Raw genomic sequence first — 18,801 nt, forward strand, 5'->3', positions numbered from 1 at the left:
AACCTGGCGGCGGGCTCGTGACTCTTGTGTGGTGAGTCGAGCCGGACGGGAGCGAGCAGTGACGACTGGGGACTGGTTCGCGGGCCTCTACCAGGGTAGCTACCGCAGCCTGGTGCTGACCGCGTACGCGCTGACCGGCGACCTTGGCGAGGCGGAGGAGATCACCCAGGAGGCGTTCGTCGTGGCCTACGGGCGGCGGCACCGGGTGCTGCGCGCGGACAGCCCGGAGGCGTGGATCCGCACGGTGGTCGTCAACCTCGCCCGCCGGCGGTGGCGCCGCCGCGCGATGCTCGACCGGATCCTGCGCCGCGGCCACGCCGACCCCGACCCGCCGCCGGAACCGACCGGCGAGCACCTCGACCTGCACGCCGCGATCCGCGCGCTCGGCCGCGAGCACCAGGCCGCGGTCGTCCTGCACTACCTGGCGGACCTGCCCGTCGACGAGGTCGCGTCGATCCTGGACGTCCCGGTCGGGACGGTGAAGTCCCGGCTGTCCCGGGCCAGGGCCGCACTCGCCGAGCAGCTTCGGGAATCGGAGGTGGACCATGCCTGACCTCGACCGCGGGCTCGCGGCCCTGCGCGACGAGCTGCGCGCCGCCATGCCGATGCCGGACGTCGACAGCGTGGCGCGGCGGCACCGTGATCGGCGCATCCGCCGACGCACCGTGATCGGCGCGATCGTGGCGGTGGTGGTCGTCAGCGTGGCGGTGCCGGTCCTGCGCCAGCTCGAGCCGATACCGCCGACCGGCACGTCCCCACCGACCGTCGGCGGATCCTCCAGTGTCCCGTTCATCAACCGGGTGCGGTTCACCGACGGCGGCCACGGATACGCCGTACGCGCCCTCAGTCCGGACGGGAAACCACCCAACGAGGCCACCCTGCTCGCCTCCGACGACCTCACCACCTGGGAGGAGATCGGGACCATCCCGAAGCCCGAACCGGCGGCGGAGCTCGGCCACCTGACGCATTTCATGGTGCTGGGACCGGACGAGATAGCCCTCGACTGGGACACCTTCGGCATCGGTGGCCCCGAGAAGACCCGCATGTACAGCGACGACGGCGGGCGCACCTGGCGGCACGTGCCGGTGCCGGCGACGGTGACCGACGTCGTGCCGGCGATTCCCGAAGGGGCCGAGTTACAACCCGGCTGCCCTCGGCCCTGGGACTGCCGCACCTCGACCTTCGCCGTCGTGCGCCCGGGCTCCGGCACCTCGGCGGTCCTCGCCGATCCCCCACCGTTGCGGAACGTGGTTCCCGGCGCGGTCCCCACGGCCGACGGCTACTGGTGGGTCGTCGGCCAGCCGCCCGGCGCCGAGGGGTGGGCGCTGGCGGTGAGCGCCGACGACGGCCGGACGTGGACGACCAGCCCGGTGATCTTTCCGGCGACCGAGCGGGGCCAGTGGTGGGTCGTATCTCGCGACGGCGTCCTGTACGCCTCGGTGCATGCCGAAGCCGGCTCCGGGGAGCCCGGCCTGCTCGGCATCTACCGCAGCGACGACGGCGGCCGGACCTGGGAGCAGACCTGGTCCCGCAGCAAACACAAGGACCTCGCCGGCTACTTCGGCACCCTCATCGCGGCGGCGGACGGCACCCTGATCGTCAGCGCGCCGGACGAGGCCTACACCAGCGCCGACGGCGGACGCACGATGGTGCCGCGCGAACCCCGGGGCGCCGTGGTGAGCTGGAGTCGGCTGGGGTACATCGCGATCACCGAGCGGGGGTACGAGTTGTCCACCGACGGGCTGGAGTGGCGGCGGTACGAGATCCCGCTGGAGTGAGCCGGCTCAGCGGTGCACCGGGCGGAACTCGCCGACCTGGTGCACCGAGGGGGACCTGCCGGCCAGGGCGCGACGGACGCCGTCGAGCACGCCGTCGGCGATCTCCTGGTGGTTGAGCCAGCGGGTGCGGCCGGCGTGCCGGACGAAGCCGAGCACGACCTGTTGGGTCGGGTGGTCGGCGAGCACCGGCTCCGGGCAGCCGCCGACCGGGTTGGCGGACGCGCTGCCGTGCACCTCGACCACCGGCGCGCCGGGCGACAGCAGCGGCGCCACCGCGCGCAGCACGGCCGCGCGCATCTCGCGGTGCACCCAGGCCACCAGCAGGTCGGCGGGGCCGCCGAGGGCCGCGCCGGCGTCCCGGGCCAGCGCGACCGGATCGAACCAGTCGGCCTTGACCCAGACGGCCGCGCGACGCTCACCGTTGCCGTCGCCGACGGGGGTGGGGCGGCGGCTGGGCAGCACGACGTGCCAACCGTCGGCGACGAGGGTCTCGGCACAACCCGCCAGCATTCCGGTACCGCCGAGGATGAGGGCTCGCTGTCCGGTCATCCGACCTCCGATAGTCGGAGTCCAGACTACCGGTCTCGCGTCCTATTCGCCGGGATTCACGCTCTGCGACAGGCTGTACCAGTTCCCCGAGTCGTCGCGGAAGGTGGCCTCGATCCCGTACGGCCGCTCGGCCGGCTCGGACAGGAACACCACGCCGCGCTCGCTGAGCTCCCGGTAGGTCTTGTGGCAGTCGTCGGTGGCGAGCACGCCGGTCCCGAGCGCGCCCTTGGCGACGAGCGCCCGGATCTCGTCGGCGTTCTCCGGCGAGTGGCCCATCCGGCAGTCGGCGAGGACGAACTCGACGTCCGGCTGCTCGGGCGGGCTGACGGTGAGCCAGCGGAAGCCCTGGCCGGCGCCCTCGAAGCCGTCGCCCGCCATGCTGACGTCGTTGCGCAGCTCGAAGCCGAGCTTGTCGATGTAGAACTCCTTGGCGCGGTCCTGGTCGAGCACGTAGACGGTGTGGTGGCTGAGTCTGGTGATCACGGTGTCCTCCCTGTTCGGTGTGGGGACACCAACCTACGAGCCCGGCTCGCCGGAACGCTTGTCCGCGATTGCTGGGGGCACCGGGCGGGACCAGGCCATCGCGATGCAGCCGGGGATCCGCGGCGGGCCGCCCCGCGCGACCACCCGCCGCCGGTACTCGCTCGGCGCGCAGCCGACCAGCTCGCGGAACCGCCGGGAGAACGACCCGAGGCTGGAGAAGCCGACGACCACGCAGATCTCGGTCACCGTCAGGTTCGCCGAGGCGAGCAGGTCCTTGGCCCGCTCGACCCGTCTGCGGGTCAGGTAGCCGCCGGGGGTCTCGCCGAACGCCGCCCGGAACTCGCGGGCGAAGTGGTAGCGCGAGAACCCGGCGGCGGCCGCGAGGGCGTCGAGGTCGAGCGGCTCGGCGTAGCGCGCGTCCATCAGGTCGCGCGCTCGCCGCAGGTGGACCTCAGTGGGCGGCATCGTTCCAGGAGTGGCCGAAGCCGACCGACACGTCCAGCGGCACGTCCAGTTCGTACGCGCCGCCCATTCCCTTGCGCACCAACGCCTCCGCCGCCTCCCGCTCGCCGTCGGCGACCTCGAGCACGAGTTCGTCGTGCACCTGGAGCAGCATCCTGGTGCGCAGGCCGGCGGCCTTGAGCTCGCGGTCGACGTTGAGCATGGCGACCTTGATGATGTCCGCCGCGCTGCCCTGGATCGGCGCGTTCAGCGCCATCCGCTCGGCCATCTCGCGCCGCTGCCGGTTGTCGCTGGTGAGGTCGGGCAGGTAGCGGCGGCGGCCGAAGATCGTGGACGTGTAGCCGTCCTTGCGGGCCTGCGCGACGACCTCGTGCAGGTAGTCGCGCACGCCGCCGAACCGGGCGAAGTACTCCTCCATCAGGCCCTTGGCCTCGTCGGTGGAGATCCGCAGCTGCTGGGACAGCCCGTACGCGGACAGCCCGTAGGCCAGGCCGTAGTTCATCGCCTTGATCTTGGCCCGCTGCCCGCCGGTGACCTCGGTCGGCTCGACGGAGAACACCCGCGCGGCGGTGGCGGCGTGGAAGTCGAACCCGGACTGGAACGCCTCGATCAGCGCCTCGTCCGCCGACAGGTGCGCCATGATCCGCATCTCGATCTGGCTGTAGTCCGCGGTCATCAGGTCGGCGTAGCCGTCGCCGACGACGAACGTGTCGCGGATCGTGCGGCCCTCGTCGGTGCGGATCGGCACGTTCTGCAGGTTCGGCTCGGTGGACGACAGCCGGCCGGTGGCCGCGATGGTCTGGCTGTAGGTGGTGTGGATCCGGTCGTCGTCGGACACCGACTTGATCAGGCCCTCGACGGTGACCTTGAGCCGGCTGGCGTCGCGGTGGTCGAGCAGGTGCGCCAGGAACGGGTGCTCGGTCTCCTCGTGCAGGGTCTTGAGCGAGTCGGCGTCGGTGGTGTAGCCGGTCTTGGTGCGCTTGGTCTTCGGCATCTTCAGCTCGTCGAACAGCACCACCTGGAGCTGCTTGGGCGAGCCGAGGTTGATCTCCTTGCCGATGACCGCGAACGCCTCCTGCTCGGCGTTCTTCACCCGGGCGCCGAAGTGCGCCTCCAGCGAGGCCAGCTTCGCGGTGTCGACCGCGATGCCGACGGCCTCCAGCTCGGCCAGCACAGCCAGCAGCGGCAGCTCGATCTCGGCCAGCAGCGACGACCCGCCGGTGTTGTCCAGCGCGGTGTCCAGCGCGTCGGCCAGCTCGGCGATGGCCCGCGCCCGCACGATCTCGGCCTCGGCGACCTGGGCCGCGTCGCCGTCCTCGCCGTCCAGCAGGGACAGCTGCCGCTCCTCCGGCTGCTGCTCGACCCGCAGCTCCCGCTTGAGGTACCGCAGCACGAGGTCGTCGAGCGCGAACGAGCGCTGCCCCGGGCGCACCAGGTAGGCGGCCAGGTGGGTGTCGGTGACCAGGCCGCCGAGCGTCCAGCCGCGGTGGCGCAGCGCGTGCAGCGACCGCTTGACGTCGTAGGCGAGCTTGGGCACCTCGGGGTCGGCGAGCCAGGCGGCCAGGGCGTTCTCGTCGTCCTCGGTGACCTGGGTGACGTCGACGAACGCGCCGGTCCCGTCGGCCAGCGAGAACGCGACCGACCGCAGCTCCACCGACTCCCCCGCGACGCCGGTGGAGACGTCCCGGAAGGACAGGCCGACGCGCGTGCCGGCGGGGGCGTGCTCGCGCAGCCAGGCCGCCACCGCACCGGGCTCCAGCGCGCCGCCGGTGACCTCGAAGCCGTGCTCGGCCTCCGGTTCGGCGGTGCTGAGGTCGGCGAACAGCCGGTCGCGCAGCACGCGGAACTCCAGCTCGTCGAACAGCCGGTGCACCGCGTCCCGGTCCCACGTCCGGACCGCGAGGTCGTCCGGCTGGACGCCGAGCGGCACGTCCCGCACCAGCTCGGTGAGCTGGCGGTTCATCAGGACGTTGGCGACGTTCTCGCGGAGCGCGTCGCCCGCCTTGCCCTTGACCTCGTCGACCCGGTCGACCAGCTCGTTCAGCGAGCCGAACTGGTTGATCCACTTGGCCACGGTCTTCTCCCCCACCCCGGGGATCTTGGGCAGGTTGTCCGACGGGTCGCCGCGCAGCGCGGCGAAGTCGGCGTACCGGTTCGCGGCGACACCGGTCTTCTCCAGCACCGCCGCCGGGTCCATCCGCTTCACCTCGGACACGCCCCGGGTCGGGTAGATGACCGTGACGTGCTCGTCGACCAGCTGGAACGCGTCCCGGTCGCCGGTGCAGATGACCACCGAGAAACCCTCCGCGGTGGCCAGCGTGGTGAGGGTGGCGATCAGGTCGTCGGCCTCGTAGCCCTCGTACGCGAGCTTGGTGATGGCCAGCACGTCGAGGACGTCCTCGATCAGGCTGATCTGGCCCTTGAACTCGTCCGGGGACGGGCCGCGGTTGGCCTTGTACTCGGCGTAGGTCTCACTGCGGAAGGTCTTGCGGGAGACGTCGAAGCAGACCGCGAGGTGGGTCGGCCGCTCGTCGCGCAGCAGGTTGATGAGCATCGACGTGAAGCCGTAGACAGCCTCGGTGTGCTGCCCGGTCTTGGTGACCAGGTTCGCTTCCTTGAGGGCGTAGAAGGCCCGGTAGGCCATGGAGTGGCCGTCGATGAGCAGTAGCCGCTGCTCATGGCCGGTGGAAGCGTTTCGAGTGTCGGGCGTCTCAGGCACAGGGCGAGTCTAGGGTGGAGCACCGACACTGGTGACGAGCACCGGCCGAGGAGACAGTGTGTCGAGTACCCCCGAGAGTACGTTCCCCCCGGGTATGCCCGGGATCCGCCACGACCTGGCCGACCAGTGGCTGCCGGCGCGGATGGGCATCGAGATCACCGAGTGGGACCCCAAACGGGTGGTCGCCACCATGCCGGTGGCCGGGAACCTACAGCCGTACGGCCTGCTGCACGGCGGTGCGAACGCGACCCTCGCGGAGACCGCCGGCTCGATCGCCGCGGCGCTGAACGCCGGCGAGGACCGGGTCGCGCTCGGCCTGGAGCTGTCCTGCACGCACCACCGGGCGGCCAGGTCCGGGGTGGTCACCGCGGTCGCGACGCCGCTGCACGTCGGCCGGACCACGTCGACGTTCGAGATCGTCATCACCGACGACGAGGACCGCCGGACCTGCTCGGCCCGGCTGACCTGCGTCGTCCGAGACCGGGCGCCTGGCGCATGACCGAGCTGGGCGTCGTCTTCCGGCCCCAGCTGCCGCCGGAGCGGCTGCGTGGGGTCGTCGAGGCGGCGGAGACGTCCGGGCTCGCGGAGCTGTGGCTGTGGGAGGACTGCCCGCTCACCGGCGGGATCGCGACGCTGGCGGCGACCCTGGCGTGGACCTCGCGGCTGCGGGTCGGCATCGGCATCCTGCCGCTGCCGCTGCGGCCGGTGATCACCACCGCGATGGAGACGGCGACGCTGGCGCGCCTGTTCCCGGACCGGCTCACGCTCGGCGTCGGCCACGGGGCGCAGGACTGGATGGCCAAGACCGGGGTGCGGCCGGCGTCGCCGCTGACGCTGATGCGCGAGCACCTGACCGCGCTCACCGCGCTGCTGGACGGCGAGACGGTGACCGAGGACGGGCGGCACGTGCGGCTGGACGGGGTGGGCCTGGACTGGCCGCCCGCGCGGCGGCCACCGATCCTGGTCGGTGCCACGAAGGAGCGATCGCTTCGGCTGTCGGGTGAGCTGGCCGACGGCACCGTGCTCGACCAGAACCAGCCGCCGGCGGCGGTGCGCCGGGCGCGGGCGGCGATCGACGAGGGCCGCGCGGCCGCGGGGCGCACCGACCGGCACGAGCTGGTCGTGTACCTGTGGGCGGCGACCGGGCCGGACGCGACCGAGCGCCTGCGCCGCGAGCTGGCGGAGTGGGGCGTCGACGAGGTGCCGGGCCTCGGCGCGGCCGGGAACGCGGACGCGGTGGCCGCCGGCGTGCGCGAGCTGGCCGAGGCCGGCGCGGACCGGGTGGTCCTGGTGCACACCGCCGACGAGCCGGACCTGGCGGGCTTCGTGCGGTTCGCGGCGGAGGAGGTCGCGCCGCTGGTGCGCTGACCTGCCAGACTTCCGCTCATGCGCTTACCCGTCGGTGTCCTGCTCGCGGTCACGGTGCTCGGCGGGTGCTCGGGGACAGCCGAGCCGGCCCCGACCGTTCCGGCGACCACCGCGCCGACGACCTACGAGCTGGCGCCGAGGACGGTCCGGCCGGACGAGGTGGCGCTGCGCGGCGAGCCGGTCGTCGAGGGGTCCACGTCGTTCTCGCTGATCGGGCTGAGCACCGGCATGACCGCGCTGATCGGCAGCCACGCCGAGTTCGAGGCGGACGGGCAGTTCGTCCGGATCCGGCTGGTCGTGGTGAACGTGGGCCGAAGCGGCGTCCTGTTCGACACGAAGCGGCAGCTGCTGGTGCTCGCGGACGGCGGAACGCACCCGCCGCACCGCTCGACGATGATCACCAAGCGCCAGCCGGACACGTTCGACCTCGGCGCGGGCGTGCGGGTCGAGTTCGACCTGTACTACGACGTCCCGGTCGACGCCGAGCCGGTAGCGCTGCGGGCGTTCGGCGGCGGGACGCTCACCGACATGAAGGACGAGGAGGGCACCGACCTCCCGCTGGAGCCGGTGCCCTGACCGGCACCTAGTCGATGTACTCGCCGGTCTCGACCGCGACCCACTTGCCGTCGCGCACCTCGTAGACGGTGAGCACGTGGTTGGTGCTGTCGCCGTACTCGTCGAAGGCGACCTTGCCGGTGGCGCCGTCGCCCTCGTACTCACCGACGGTGGCGACCAGGTCCTCGCGCATCGACGGGGACCACTCGCCGTCGCCGATCGTCGTCGCCAGCGAGTCGATGATCACGTTCGCCGCGTCGTAGGCGAACGCCCCGTACGCGCCGATGCCCTCCGGGTAGCCCTTGGCCTCGTAGGCCGAGGCGAACTCCTGCGCGCTCTCCAGGTCCTCGGTCGGCGCGCCGACCGAGGTGGCCAGGTCGCCCTCCTTGCCGCCGGCGCTGAGGTAGGCGTCGTGGTAGATGCCGTCGCCGCCCATCACCGGGCCGGTCAGGCCGGCCGCCGCCAGCTGCTCGGACAGCGGGGCGGCCTGCGGGAACTGCCCGCCGAAGTAGACCGCGTCCGGCTCGAACGGCTTCAGCGCGTCGATCACCTTGGTGAAGTCGGTGGCGTTCCCGTCGATCCGCTGCCGGGTGACGATCGTCGCGCCCTTCTCCTCGGCCCGCTCGGTGAACGAGTCGGCGAGACCCTCGCCGTACTTGAGCCCGTCGGTGACGATCGCGATCCGGGTCTCCTCCAGCTTCTCCACCAGGTAGTTGGCCGCGAACGGGCCCTGCAGCGAGTCGACCGTGCAGGTGCGGAAGTAGGTCTCGAACCGCCGCTTCGGGTCGGTCCGGAAGTTCTCGCCCCGGCTCAGCGAGTCGGCCGTGTTCGCCGGGGAGACCTGCAGGATCCCCGCGCTGTCCAGGATCGGCTGGACCCGCGCCGACACCGACGAGTTCAGCGTGGACACCACGCCGGCCAGGTTCTCCGTGCTGGCCAGCTTGGTCGCGGCCTGGGCGCCGAGGTCCGGGTTCATCCCGTCGTCCTCCGGCTGGGCGACGAGCCGGTAGCCGTCGACCGCGCAGCTCTCGTTGGCCTGGTCGACGGCGAGGCTCGTCGCGTTGGCGATGCCCTTGCCCTGCTCGCCCAGCTCGCCGCTGAGCGGGGCGATCACGCCGACGATCAGGGTGCCCTTGCTGGTGTCGCAGGCCGCCCGGTCGTTCCCGTCCGGGGCGTCGTCGCCCTCGGACGTGCACGAACCGAGCAGCAGGGCCGCCGCGAGGACGGCCGCGAGTCGTCTGAGGTCAGGCAACGCCGAGATCACCACCGAGGTAGGCGGCCCGCACCTCCGGGTCGTGCAGGAGGTCACTCGCGGGCGCGGACTTGACGACGGCACCGGTCTCCAGCACGTACGCCCGGTGCGCGAGCTGCAACGCCTGGTGGGCGTTCTGCTCGACCAGCAGCACGGTGGTCCCGCGCTCGTTGATCTCCTTGACGATGTCGAAGATCTGCGCGACCAGCATGGGCGCCAGACCCATGGACGGCTCGTCGAGCAGCAGCACCTTCGGGTTGGTCATCAGCGCCCGCCCGATGGTGAGCATCTGCTGCTCGCCACCGGACATCGTGCCGCCGTACTGGGACTTGCGCTCGGCGAGCCGGGGGAAGATCTCGTAGACCTGGGCCAGGTCGCCGCTCACGTCGCCCTTGCGCCCGTAGGCGCCCATCAGCAGGTTCTCCTGCACCGTCATGCCGGGAAAGATCCCCCGGCCCTCCGGGGCCTGGCCGATGCCGAGGGCGACCCGCTTGTGCGCCGGCACCTTCGAAATGTCCTCGCCCTGGAACCGGACCCGCCCTCGGGCCAGCGGCCGCAGCCCGGAGATCGTCTTCAGCGTGGTGGTCTTGCCGGCACCGTTGGCGCCGATGAGGGCCACGATCTCGCCCTCGGAGACCTCGAGGGTCACCCCGTGCAGCGCGGCGACCTTCCCGTAGTAGACGTGGATGTCGTTGACCTCAAGAAGCATCGGCTTCGGCTCCCAGGTACGCCTCGATGACCTTCGGGTTGTTCTGCACCTCGCGGGGCGTGCCCTCGGCGATCAACTGGCCGAAGTCGAGCACCGCGACGCGGTCGCTGATGTGCATCACCAGGCCCATGTCGTGCTCGATCAGCAGCACGGTGCGGCCGTCGTCACGGATGCGGCGGATCAGCTCCTGGAGCGACTGCTTCTCGGCGGGGTTCATCCCGGCCGCCGGCTCGTCGAGCAGGAGCAGCCGGGGGTCGGTGCCGAGCGCACGGGCGATCTCGAGCCGGCGCTGGTCGCCGTAGGGCAGGTTCTTCGCGGTCTCGTCCGCGCGGCCGCTGATCCCGACGAAGTCCAGCAGCTCAAGGGCCCGCTCGCGGCCCCGGCGCTCCTCGCGGTAGTGCCAGGGCATGCCGAAGACGGCGCCGAGCGCGCCGGTGCGGTGGTGGGCGTCCAGGCCCACCATCACGTTCTCCAGCGCGGACATGTTGTGGAACAGGCGGATGTTCTGGAACGTCCTGGCGATCCCGGTCTTGGTGACCCGGAACCGCTTCATCCCGTCGATCCGTTGGCCGGCGAAGCGCACCTCGCCGGTGGTCGGCCGGTACACGCCGGTGACGACGTTGAACGTGGTGGTCTTGCCCGCGCCGTTCGGTCCGATCAGGGCGTAGATCTCCCCCTCGCGGACGGTCAGGTCGACCTCGTTCATCGCGACGACACCGCCGAAGGCCATGGTCAGGTTGGCCAGTTCGAGCAGCGCGGGCGCCTGGTTCGGTTCGGTCACTTGGACGACACCTCCACGTCGGGATCCGAGGTGGGACCGGCCACCTCGGCACCCATCGAACCCATGCCACCCGTTCCCTCGGCGAGCTCCGCCCGCCGTCGCCGCGACGGCAGCAGACCCTCCGGTCGCAGCGCCATCAACAGCACCAGTGCCGCGCCGAAGAAGAGGATCCGGTACTCGGCCAGGCCGCGGAACCGCTCGGGCAGCCAGGCGATGAGGAACGCGCCGAGCATGACGCCGGGCAGGTTGCCGGAGCCACCGAGCACCACGGCCACGAGGATCGTCGCGGACAGGATGAACGGGAAGCTGGTCGGCGCGATGAAGTTGGCCTGGCTGGCCCACACCGCTCCGGCCAGGCCGCCGATCATGGCGCCGATGGCGAAGGCGAGCAGCTTGAAGCGGAACGTCGGCACGCCCATCAGCTCGGCCGCGTCCTCGTCCTCCCGGATCGCCGCCCACGAGCGGCCGACCCGGCTGATCTCCAGCCGGCGGGAGAAGATGATCACCAGCACGATCGTGGCGAGGATCAGGTAGTAGTACGGCGCCGGGTCGAACAGGAACTCGGTGCCGAACATGTCCGGCGGGTGCGGGATGTTCGTGATGCCGCGGGCGCCGCCGATCTCGTCGGTGTTGTTCGCGGTGATGCGGACGATCTCGTGGAAGCCGAGCGTGACGATCGCCAGGTAGTCGCCGCGCAGCCGCAGGGTCGGGGCGCCGAGGATCACGCCGGAGATGGCGGTGACCCCGATGCCGATCGACAGGGTGGCCCAGAAGTTCCACCCGTACTGGGTGCCGAAGTAGGCCAGCGAGTACGAGCCGATGGCGAAGAACGCCACGTAGCCGAGGTCGAGCAGGCCGGCTAGGCCGACCACGATGTTGAGCCCGATCGCCATCAGGATGTAGATGCCGATCGGGAAGAACAGCACCGTGGTCCAGTCGGAGTACGGCGACATGAACGCGCCGATCCAGGGCGCCGGCAGGATGAGCGCGCCGACGATCAGACCGATGTAGACGATCCAGCGCTGCCAGCCGGGGGCCTTGGCCCACCAGTCGCGGACCCGGTCGAGCTGGGAGCCCGCGAGTTTGAAGGGGTTGCCGCTCTTGGCCGCGGTGTTGCCGTTGTTGGTCACGTCGTCGCCCCTCATGCCCGTGCTCGCTGCAAGGACTCGCCCAGAATCCCGGTCGGCCGGAACATCAGCACGACCACCAGGACGATGAACGCGATGACGTCCTTCCACTCGGATCCGAGGAAGATCGCGCCCCAGTTCTCGATCAGGCCGAGCGCGAACCCGCCGAGCAGGGCGCCTCTGATGTTGCCGATGCCGCCGAGGACGGCCGCGGTGAACGCCTTGATGCCCAGTACGAACCCTTCGTTGTACTGGGTGACCTCGTACTCCATCACGTACAGCATGCCCGCTACGCCGGCCATGGCGCCGCCGAGCAGGAACGTCATCCGCACGACGTTGTCGATGTTGACGCCCATCAGGACGGCGGCCTCGGGGTCCTGCGCGGTGGCGCGGATTCCCCGGCCCATCCGGGAGCGGTTCACGATCTGGTCGAGCAGGACCATCATGGCGATCGCCGCCACGATGACGATGATGTGGTCGGTGCGGACGTTGGCGTTGCCGATGGTGAACACCACGTCCCGGTCGACGAGCCGCGGCACGCCCGTGGTGTTGCGGCCCGCCTTGTCGAAGACGGCCGGGATGACCACCAGGGCGAAGAACTCCTGGAGGAACAGGGAGGCGCCGATCGCCGAGATCAGCGCGGCCAGGCGGGAGGCGCCCTTCTTGCGCAGCGGCCGGTAGGCGACCTGCTCGAGCAGGACGGCCGCGCCGCCGGCCGCCGCCATGGACACCACGAGCATCAACAGGAGCATGCCGATCAGCGCGAAGCCGGTCAGCGGGCCGGTGACACCCATCGTCGTCAGCACGAACAGCGAGGCGAACGTGCCGATCATGAAGATTTCGGAGTGCGCGAAGTTGATCAGGCGCAGGACGCCGTAGACCATCGTGTAGCCGAGCGCGAGCAGCGCGAAGATGGCGCCGGCCGCCAGCCCGCCCACGGTGCTGGGCAGGAACTGATTACTCAGATCGTCGAGCATGCTGGATTGCTGCCTTGCTGTCGGGGCGAAGGGTCGCCACAGGGACAGGGGCGGGAGCGCCGTCGCGCGGCGTTCCCGCCCCCAGCGTCAACTCGTGTGGGACCGGTTCAGCTCTCGAGCTTCGCCTCGTCGGACGCGCCGAGGAGGCTGATCTTCCCGTCCTTCACCTGGTAGATGAAGATGTCGTTGGCCTCCGGCTCGCCGTTCTCCTGGAACTTGATCGGCTTGGAGACACCCTCGAAGTCGACGGTCTTGAGGAACTCGTTGATGTCGGCGGAGGTGGTGTTGCCGGCCTCGACCGCCTTGATGAACGCGGTCGCGGCGTCGTAGCCCTCGGTGGCGTAGATCGCGGGCGGGACGTCGAAGGCGCTCTGGTAGTTGTCGTAGAACTCCTTCAGCGGACCGGTGACGTCCTCGCTCGGGATGTTGCACGGGCAGCCGAGGATCGCGCCCTCCGCGGCCTCGGCGCCCGCGGTGGACACCAGCTGCGCGTCCAGCGAGCCGTCACCGGAGACGAACGGGGCGTCCACGCCGGCGTCCCGGAGCTGCTTGAGCAGCGGCCCGGCCTGGGCGTAGTAGCCGCCGAAGAAGATGACGTCGGCGTTACTGGTACGGATCTTGGAGACGGTGGACGAGTAGTCCGACGCGGTCACGGCGAACCGGTCGGTCTCGGTGGTGACACCGGCCTCCTTGAAGGCGGTGGTGACGGTCTCGGCGAGGCCGACGCTGTACTCCTGGTCGTCGCTGACCACGAAGGCCTTCTTCGGGCTCAGCTCGTTGACCAGGAAGTTGGCGATGCCGGGGCCCTGGTCGTTGTCGTTGGCGACGACGCGGTGCCAGAACTCCCAGCCGTTCTCGGCGAGGCCGGGGTTGGTGGCCGAGGCCGAGACGCTCGGGATGCCCGCCTCGTTGAGCTGGGCGCCCACCGCCTTGGACTCACCGGAGAACGCCGGGCCGATGAGGCCGACGATCTTGTCGGTGCCGGCGGCCTGCGGGACCAGGACGGCGGCCTGCTCCGGCTTGCCCTGGCTGTCGTACTCGACCATTTCGATCTTGACGTCCGGGTTGGTGGCGTTGTACTCGTCGAACGCCATCTTCGCGCCGTTGCGCGGGGGGATGACGATCGCGGAGTTCTCACCGGTCAGGTCACCCATGAAGCCGATCTTGACCGAGGTGGCGTCGCCACCGCCGCCACCGCCGGAGCTGTCGTCCCCCGAGCCGGCACACGCCGAAAGAGTGAGAGTGAGCGCCATGCCGGCGGCGAGGAAGCCAGCGCGGCGAACCATCTTCGGGCCCAACGTTTCGTCCTTTCATAGTGCCGTGGCTCACGCACGGCTCAGCTTGGCCGGGAAGGCTACCCGACGTCACCGCGAGCGCCACGACCAGCGGTACCACCGGTGTTTCAGCCCTGCTCGGTGGCACGGGCTGTGGCGGAACGTAGTAACGATCGGAGCGGGAGTCACCCTCCCGTGGCGCTCGTGACCAGACTGCAACGAAATTGCACACCCGTGTCCGCTCCCCGGACGAATGGGGAGCTACCGGACACGGAGGGGCGTCAGTTGATGTTCTCCACGACGGCCTGGGCGACGGCCTTCATCGTGGCGCGCCGGTCCATGGCGGTGCGCTGGATCCAGCGGAAGGCCTCGGGCTCGGAGAGGCCCTGCTTGGTCATCAGGAGGCCCTTGGCGCGTTCGACGAGCTTGCGGGTCTCCATGCGCTCGGTGAGCGTGGCGACCTCGGTCTCGAGGGCCTGGAGCTCGGCGAAGCGGGAGACGGCGAGCTCGATGGCCGGCACGAGATCGTGCTTGGCGAAGGGCTTGACGAGGTAGGCCATGGCCCCGGCCGCACGAGCCCGCTCGACGAGGTCCCGCTGACTGAAGGCGGTCAGAATGACGACCGGAGCGATCCGCTCCTCCGCGATGGCCGCGGCCGCGTCGATCCCGTCCATCTTGGGCATCTTGACGTCGAGGATCACAAGGTCGGGCCGCAACTCGGTGGCCATGGCGACGGCCTGCTCGCCGTCGGCCGCCTCGCCCGCGACGTGATACCCCTCTTCTTTGAGCATCTCGACGAGGTCGAGCCGAATCAGCGCCTCATCCTCGGCGACGAGGACACTACGCTGCACGGCCGGGCCGGACTGGGCCTCGGCAGCCTGCTCGGTCACCGGGGTCCTCCTGGGTGTCGGTTCGGCAACGCTGGGCCTTCAGCCTACCGGCGCCGCACGCCGCCCCGCCGCTCTCCGAGACAGCGATCACCACAACGTAACGAACTGGCAACATAGACCGTGACCCAGCTCATGCTCCCCCGGTCGGACCAGCGCGGGTGATCCCGTAGAGTCGTTCCCCACCAGCCCCCGTAGCCCAATCGGCAGAGGCAACGGATTCAAAACCCGTCCAGTGTGCGTTCGAATCGCACCGGGGGCACTCACTCTGGGCGGTCCCCAGACCTCCGACGCGCCCGGCGCCCGTCAGCTACCCGTGTGGATACGTTGGGCGGCGAGTCGATGTGCCATGGCGGTGGCGAGCATGGTGGCTGCCGCGACGAGCCAGAAGGGGCGGGGGCCGTGGGCGAGCGCGGAGCCCATGAGCGGTGGCCCGACGGTCAGGGCGACGCCCCAGGTGATGCCGTAGATCGAGAAGTAGGTGGCTTTTGCCCCTGCTGGCGCCAGGCGCGCCACCAGCGTGTGGGCGTAACCGAGCAGGAGGACGTCGCCTAGTGCGATGACGGTCGAGGCGACCGCGTAGCCGGCGAGGGTCGGGAACATCCCGGCGATCGCGAGGCCGCCCGCGAGGATGAGGTAGCCGACGATCATGGCTCGGTCCGGGTCGCGGTGTGGTCGGAGGAGTGGCTGGGCGCAGATGATCACCAGGGCGCCCAGCGCCGCCAGGAGGCCCGCGTCGGCGGGCTCGTGGCCCGCGGCCAGGAGGGCGATCGGCATGGCCATCGGGACGGCCAGGTACACCGTGGCGAACACGGTGCCGGTGGCCATGAGTGCCAGGAGTCGCGGGTCCGTCCAGGGGCGGACCCCTGTCGGCCGGTCACGGGTGTGGCGCGGGGTCGCCGGCATGACCACGGCGACCAGCAGCGCACACGCGAGAGCGGTGGCCGCGTCGATGGCGAACAGCCACGAGAGGCCGGCGCGCCCTACCGCGGCGGCGATCAAGCCCGCGGCGAGGCCCGCCGCGGCCAGTGCGGCGCCCAGCAACCCGTACGCGGCCGGAAGATGCTGGTCGGGCGTGACATCGGCGATCAGGCCCTGGCTCGCTGGTTCGTAGATCTCGAAGCACAGGCCGAGCAGTACCGCGCCGGCCAGGGCTACGGCGAGGGTGGGCGCGGCGGCGATGACTGCCTGCGCGCCCGCCGTGCCGCACAGGCCGATCACCACGGCCGCCTTCGACCCGACCACCGTGACGAGGCGGCCGCCGAGTAGCCGCGACGGGATGGTCGCCGCTCCGAACGCGCCGACGACGAGGCCTGCCACCTGCACGGACGCGCCGTGGTCCCGCACGAGGAGCACGGCTAGGAACGGCATCGAGAAGGCGCCGATCCGGTTGACGAACCGGGCGACCAACAGCACCGTCACGGTTGGTGGAAGACCTCGACCGTAGGATCCTGCGAGACTGGCGAAGACTCGTTTGTTGGTCACGATACCCAGACTAGGGTCGTCCGATACACTGCTCAAATGCGTTTTGATAGCCACGTTGCGGATCTACTGCGGGTTGCGGCTGATCTTGTCAACGCCCAGACCTGCGGGCATGCCGGTGGCCGACCGGCTCGTGTCCCGTCGGGCCAGGAGCTGCGCGACGAACTGGGGCGCATCCTCGCGCGCGACGGTCGGCAGCCAGTCGTCGATGAGCGCGACGTCCCTGTGCTCACACGTTTCGCGCTGGACGCTCGGCCGATATTCGAAGCCGCGGCTGACGACGACCTCGGCTCGGCCGCCATCGCGACCAACGAGCTCCTGTCCTGGACCCGGCCGACACCCCGGCTGGATCAGCACGGTGACAGTTGGGACATGCACTTCCACGGGCCCACCGACCGGCTCGGCGACGGGTGGGCCGCCGGGTGCACGGCCGCCCTCACGATGGCTCTGGGCAGCGCGCGAGTCGGGCGGCTCGGCGTCTGCGTCGCACCGGAGTGCGACCGGGTCTATGTCGACCGTTCGAAGAACGGCACGCGCAGCTTCTGCGGCGTCAACTGCCAGAACCGCGTCAAGAACGTCCGGCACCGCGAGCACCGAGCACGGCGGCGCCAACCGCGGCGGTGACCGGATCGGGCCCGGTCGACCTAGCGCGACGGCTTGATCGACATGGCGTGGTGGAACACGTCGCGCGGGTCCCAGCGGGCCTTGACCTGCTGTAGCTTCCGGTAGTTCTCCTTGTAGTACAGCGCGTGCCACGGGACTCCGGACTTGTTCCACTTCGGATCTGTGATGTCGACGTCCGGGTAGTTGATGTAGGAACCGTCGTTGACGTCGTTCGGGACCGGTACACCGCCGGTGTCCTGGTACATCGCGCGGTACCAGCGCCTGATCCAGTCCAGGTTCGCCTGTTCGGAGTTCGGATCGGTCCAGGTGACCGTGTAGATCGCTTTCATGATGCTGTCCCGCTGGGGCAGGGCGGTCGCGTCCGATGCCACGGTGTTGACCTTGCCGCCGTAGGACACCAACAACAACAGTGCACGCTCGTTGTCGTGGTCCGTGCTGGTCAGGTAGGTGTAGGCGGTTTTGATCTGCTCGTCGGTGAAGCGTTTCCGCAAATAGGCCGCTTTTGCTTTGAACATTCCGGATTCGTCGGCCTGGCTCAGTGAGCCGGCCCGCACCCCGGCCAGCCATGGCAGGCGGTGGGGCGGCTCGATCGTGATCGTGCCGGGGACTCCGTCGGTGACCTCGGCGATGTGGTCGCGCAGTAACTGGTCGGCGTTGGGCAGGGTTCCGTCCAGTGCGGGAACCATGGCGAACGCGCCGGGGTCGGCACCGGTGTCGCGTCGAGTGATCAGCATCGGACTGAAGAGGCTGGCGTATGGGGAGTCAACCCCGCTGTTGCGCTCGTGCCATTCGCCGTAGTTGCGTAGCAGACGGTAGAACGACTGCTCGGTGACGTCCCGCCAACTCCATCCGACCGTTGCGCTGAGGGTCGAGGCGGGGGGCTTCGGCAGCAGGCTGGTGGGATCGTTGCCGGTGGCGCCGGCGGTGCGCATCCAGTACCGGATGACCACACCGAAGTTCCCGCCGCCGCCCCCGGTGTGCGCCCACCACAGGTCCCGGTTCTCGTCGCCCCGCTCGCGGGTCGCGACCACTACCCGCGCCCGCCCGGATCGGTCCACCACAACGACTTCCACGGCGTGCAGGTAGTCCACCACCGAGCCGAACCTTCTGGACAGCGGGCCGTAGCCGCCACCCTGGACGTGGCCGCCCGCGGCCACGCCGCCGCACTGGCCGCCGGGGATCGTGACGCCCCAGCCGAGGTAGAGGCGTTCGAACACCTCCCACAGGGTCGCGCCTGGCTCGATCATGAACGCGTCGCGCCGCCGGTCGAACGTGACCTCCCGCATCGCGGACAGGTCGATGATCACCTCCGCGCCGTCGCCGACGAAGTTCTCGTAACAGTGCCCGCCACTTCGGACGGTGACGCGCTTGCCGGCACGCGTGGCGTCGTTCACCGTCCGCACGACCTGCTCGGTCGTGGTGGGCAGCCGGAAGGAATCGGGACGCGGGAAGAACCGCTCACTCGTCCGGCGCAACACGAGGTCTTCGTAGCGTGCGTCGTTCGGCGTGATCGCGACCGGACCGGGCACGCTCTTCGGTGACGGCGCCTCCGCGTTTCCGAGCAGTGCCGCACCTCCCAATGCCGCGGTGCCGGCAAGAAATCCACGACGGGTAGGACCAGACATTTCTTTTCCCAAACTGTGTGTTGGTGTTTCGGGAAAAACGTTATGGCCCGACGGTCCGGTGAGACCACCCTCGGGAATCAACTGTCAGGCACCCCTCAGCGAACCGTCAGGTCGCCGACGCCGGGTCGTCAGGATCGGGGCCCCGGCAG

General features: G+C 70.3%; 19 protein-coding genes and 1 tRNA gene. 7 read left to right on the forward strand and 13 right to left on the reverse strand.

The window, feature by feature from the left end; translation table 11 throughout:
* Positions 1 to 58: 58 nt before the first annotated feature.
* Positions 59 to 553 (forward strand): SigE family RNA polymerase sigma factor, encoded by a 495-nt coding sequence (locus JT362_RS28980; protein ID WP_260195014.1) that lies wholly within the window; start codon positions 59 to 61, stop codon positions 551 to 553.
* Entirely contained in the window at positions 546 to 1,778 is a 1,233-nt protein-coding gene (locus JT362_RS28985; protein WP_260195015.1) for a sialidase family protein, read from the forward strand. The genes JT362_RS28980 and JT362_RS28985 overlap by 8 nt, the downstream gene beginning before the upstream one ends.
* 6 nt (positions 1,779 to 1,784) lie before the next feature.
* Here JT362_RS28985 and JT362_RS28990 read toward each other — a convergent pair whose 3' ends face one another.
* From JT362_RS28990 to polA, 4 genes are read right to left on the reverse strand one after another with little or no spacing between them, the layout of a single operon-like run.
* Entirely contained in the window at positions 1,785 to 2,327 is a 543-nt protein-coding gene (locus JT362_RS28990; RefSeq protein ID WP_260195016.1) for a Rossmann-fold NAD(P)-binding domain-containing protein, read from the reverse strand.
* Between the two features lie 42 nt (positions 2,328 to 2,369).
* On the reverse strand, positions 2,370 to 2,810 hold the full coding sequence (locus tag JT362_RS28995) for a VOC family protein (protein ID WP_260195017.1): 441 nt from the start codon (positions 2,808 to 2,810) through the stop codon (positions 2,370 to 2,372).
* A 33-nt stretch (positions 2,811 to 2,843) separates the two neighbouring features.
* Positions 2,844 to 3,275, reverse strand: a complete 432-nt coding sequence (locus JT362_RS29000; protein ID WP_260195018.1) for a helix-turn-helix transcriptional regulator — start codon at positions 3,273 to 3,275, stop codon at positions 2,844 to 2,846.
* On the reverse strand, positions 3,262 to 5,916 hold the full coding sequence (polA, locus tag JT362_RS29005) for a DNA polymerase I (protein ID WP_375546576.1): 2,655 nt from the start codon (positions 5,914 to 5,916) through the stop codon (positions 3,262 to 3,264). The genes JT362_RS29000 and polA overlap by 14 nt, the downstream gene beginning before the upstream one ends.
* A 217-nt stretch (positions 5,917 to 6,133) precedes the next feature.
* Between polA and JT362_RS29010 the strand changes: the two genes are divergently transcribed.
* The 3 genes from JT362_RS29010 to JT362_RS29020 are packed head-to-tail and all read left to right on the forward strand — an operon-like array spanning position 6,134 to position 7,935.
* A complete protein-coding gene (locus tag JT362_RS29010; protein ID WP_375546577.1) occupies positions 6,134 to 6,490 on the forward strand; it encodes a PaaI family thioesterase in 357 nt (118 codons plus the stop codon).
* A complete protein-coding gene (locus JT362_RS29015; RefSeq protein WP_260195021.1) occupies positions 6,487 to 7,359 on the forward strand; it encodes an LLM class flavin-dependent oxidoreductase in 873 nt (290 codons plus the stop codon). Before JT362_RS29010 ends, JT362_RS29015 begins: the two co-directional genes overlap by 4 nt.
* Positions 7,360 to 7,377: 18 nt before the next feature.
* Positions 7,378 to 7,935: a DUF4352 domain-containing protein gene (locus JT362_RS29020; protein WP_260195022.1), complete on the forward strand. Its 558-nt coding sequence runs from the start codon at positions 7,378 to 7,380 to the stop codon at positions 7,933 to 7,935.
* 7 nt (positions 7,936 to 7,942) lie between these two features.
* On the opposite strand, the gene JT362_RS29025 is transcribed toward JT362_RS29020, so the two are convergent.
* From JT362_RS29025 to JT362_RS29055, 7 genes are all read right to left on the reverse strand, one after another.
* Positions 7,943 to 9,166 carry a branched-chain amino acid ABC transporter substrate-binding protein gene (locus JT362_RS29025; protein ID WP_260195023.1) on the reverse strand — a complete coding sequence of 408 codons (1,224 nt, stop codon included), beginning with the start codon at positions 9,164 to 9,166 and terminating at the stop codon, positions 7,943 to 7,945.
* Complete coding sequence (locus tag JT362_RS29030; RefSeq protein ID WP_260195024.1) at positions 9,159 to 9,875, reverse strand: ABC transporter ATP-binding protein; 717 nt, start codon at positions 9,873 to 9,875, stop codon at positions 9,159 to 9,161. Before JT362_RS29030 ends, JT362_RS29025 begins: the two co-directional genes overlap by 8 nt.
* Entirely contained in the window at positions 9,865 to 10,605 is a 741-nt protein-coding gene (locus JT362_RS29035; RefSeq protein ID WP_260195096.1) for an ABC transporter ATP-binding protein, read from the reverse strand. The genes JT362_RS29030 and JT362_RS29035 overlap by 11 nt, the downstream gene beginning before the upstream one ends.
* A 47-nt stretch (positions 10,606 to 10,652) precedes the next feature.
* A complete protein-coding gene (locus JT362_RS29040) occupies positions 10,653 to 11,801 on the reverse strand; it encodes a branched-chain amino acid ABC transporter permease (RefSeq protein WP_260195025.1) in 1,149 nt (382 codons plus the stop codon).
* Positions 11,798 to 12,760 (reverse strand): branched-chain amino acid ABC transporter permease, encoded by a 963-nt coding sequence (locus JT362_RS29045; protein ID WP_260195026.1) that lies wholly within the window; start codon positions 12,758 to 12,760, stop codon positions 11,798 to 11,800. The genes JT362_RS29040 and JT362_RS29045 overlap by 4 nt, the downstream gene beginning before the upstream one ends.
* 107 nt (positions 12,761 to 12,867) lie before the next feature.
* Positions 12,868 to 14,058 (reverse strand): branched-chain amino acid ABC transporter substrate-binding protein, encoded by a 1,191-nt coding sequence (locus JT362_RS29050; protein WP_260195027.1) that lies wholly within the window; start codon positions 14,056 to 14,058, stop codon positions 12,868 to 12,870.
* A 257-nt stretch (positions 14,059 to 14,315) separates the two neighbouring features.
* A complete protein-coding gene (locus tag JT362_RS29055; RefSeq protein ID WP_260195028.1) occupies positions 14,316 to 14,924 on the reverse strand; it encodes an ANTAR domain-containing response regulator in 609 nt (202 codons plus the stop codon).
* Positions 14,925 to 15,109: 185 nt separating this feature from the next.
* On the opposite strand from JT362_RS29055, the gene JT362_RS29060 reads away from it, so the two are divergent.
* A tRNA-Leu gene (locus JT362_RS29060) sits at positions 15,110 to 15,183 on the forward strand.
* 44 nt (positions 15,184 to 15,227) lie between these two features.
* On the opposite strand, the gene JT362_RS29065 is transcribed toward JT362_RS29060, so the two are convergent.
* Positions 15,228 to 16,343: an MFS transporter gene (locus JT362_RS29065; RefSeq protein WP_260195029.1), complete on the reverse strand. Its 1,116-nt coding sequence runs from the start codon at positions 16,341 to 16,343 to the stop codon at positions 15,228 to 15,230.
* A 99-nt stretch (positions 16,344 to 16,442) separates the two neighbouring features.
* Here JT362_RS29065 and JT362_RS29070 point away from each other — a divergent pair, with 99 nt between their 5' ends.
* Entirely contained in the window at positions 16,443 to 17,027 is a 585-nt protein-coding gene (locus JT362_RS29070) for a CGNR zinc finger domain-containing protein (RefSeq protein WP_260195030.1), read from the forward strand.
* A gap of 20 nt (positions 17,028 to 17,047) precedes the next feature.
* On the opposite strand, the gene JT362_RS29075 is transcribed toward JT362_RS29070, so the two are convergent.
* Positions 17,048 to 18,652 carry an FAD-binding oxidoreductase gene (locus JT362_RS29075; protein WP_260195031.1) on the reverse strand — a complete coding sequence of 535 codons (1,605 nt, stop codon included), beginning with the start codon at positions 18,650 to 18,652 and terminating at the stop codon, positions 17,048 to 17,050.
* Positions 18,653 to 18,801: the final 149 nt, after the last annotated feature.

Origin of the sequence: Actinophytocola gossypii (assembly GCF_025165815.1) — a bacterium.
Lineage (GTDB): Bacteria > Actinomycetota > Actinomycetes > Mycobacteriales > Pseudonocardiaceae > Actinophytocola > Actinophytocola gossypii.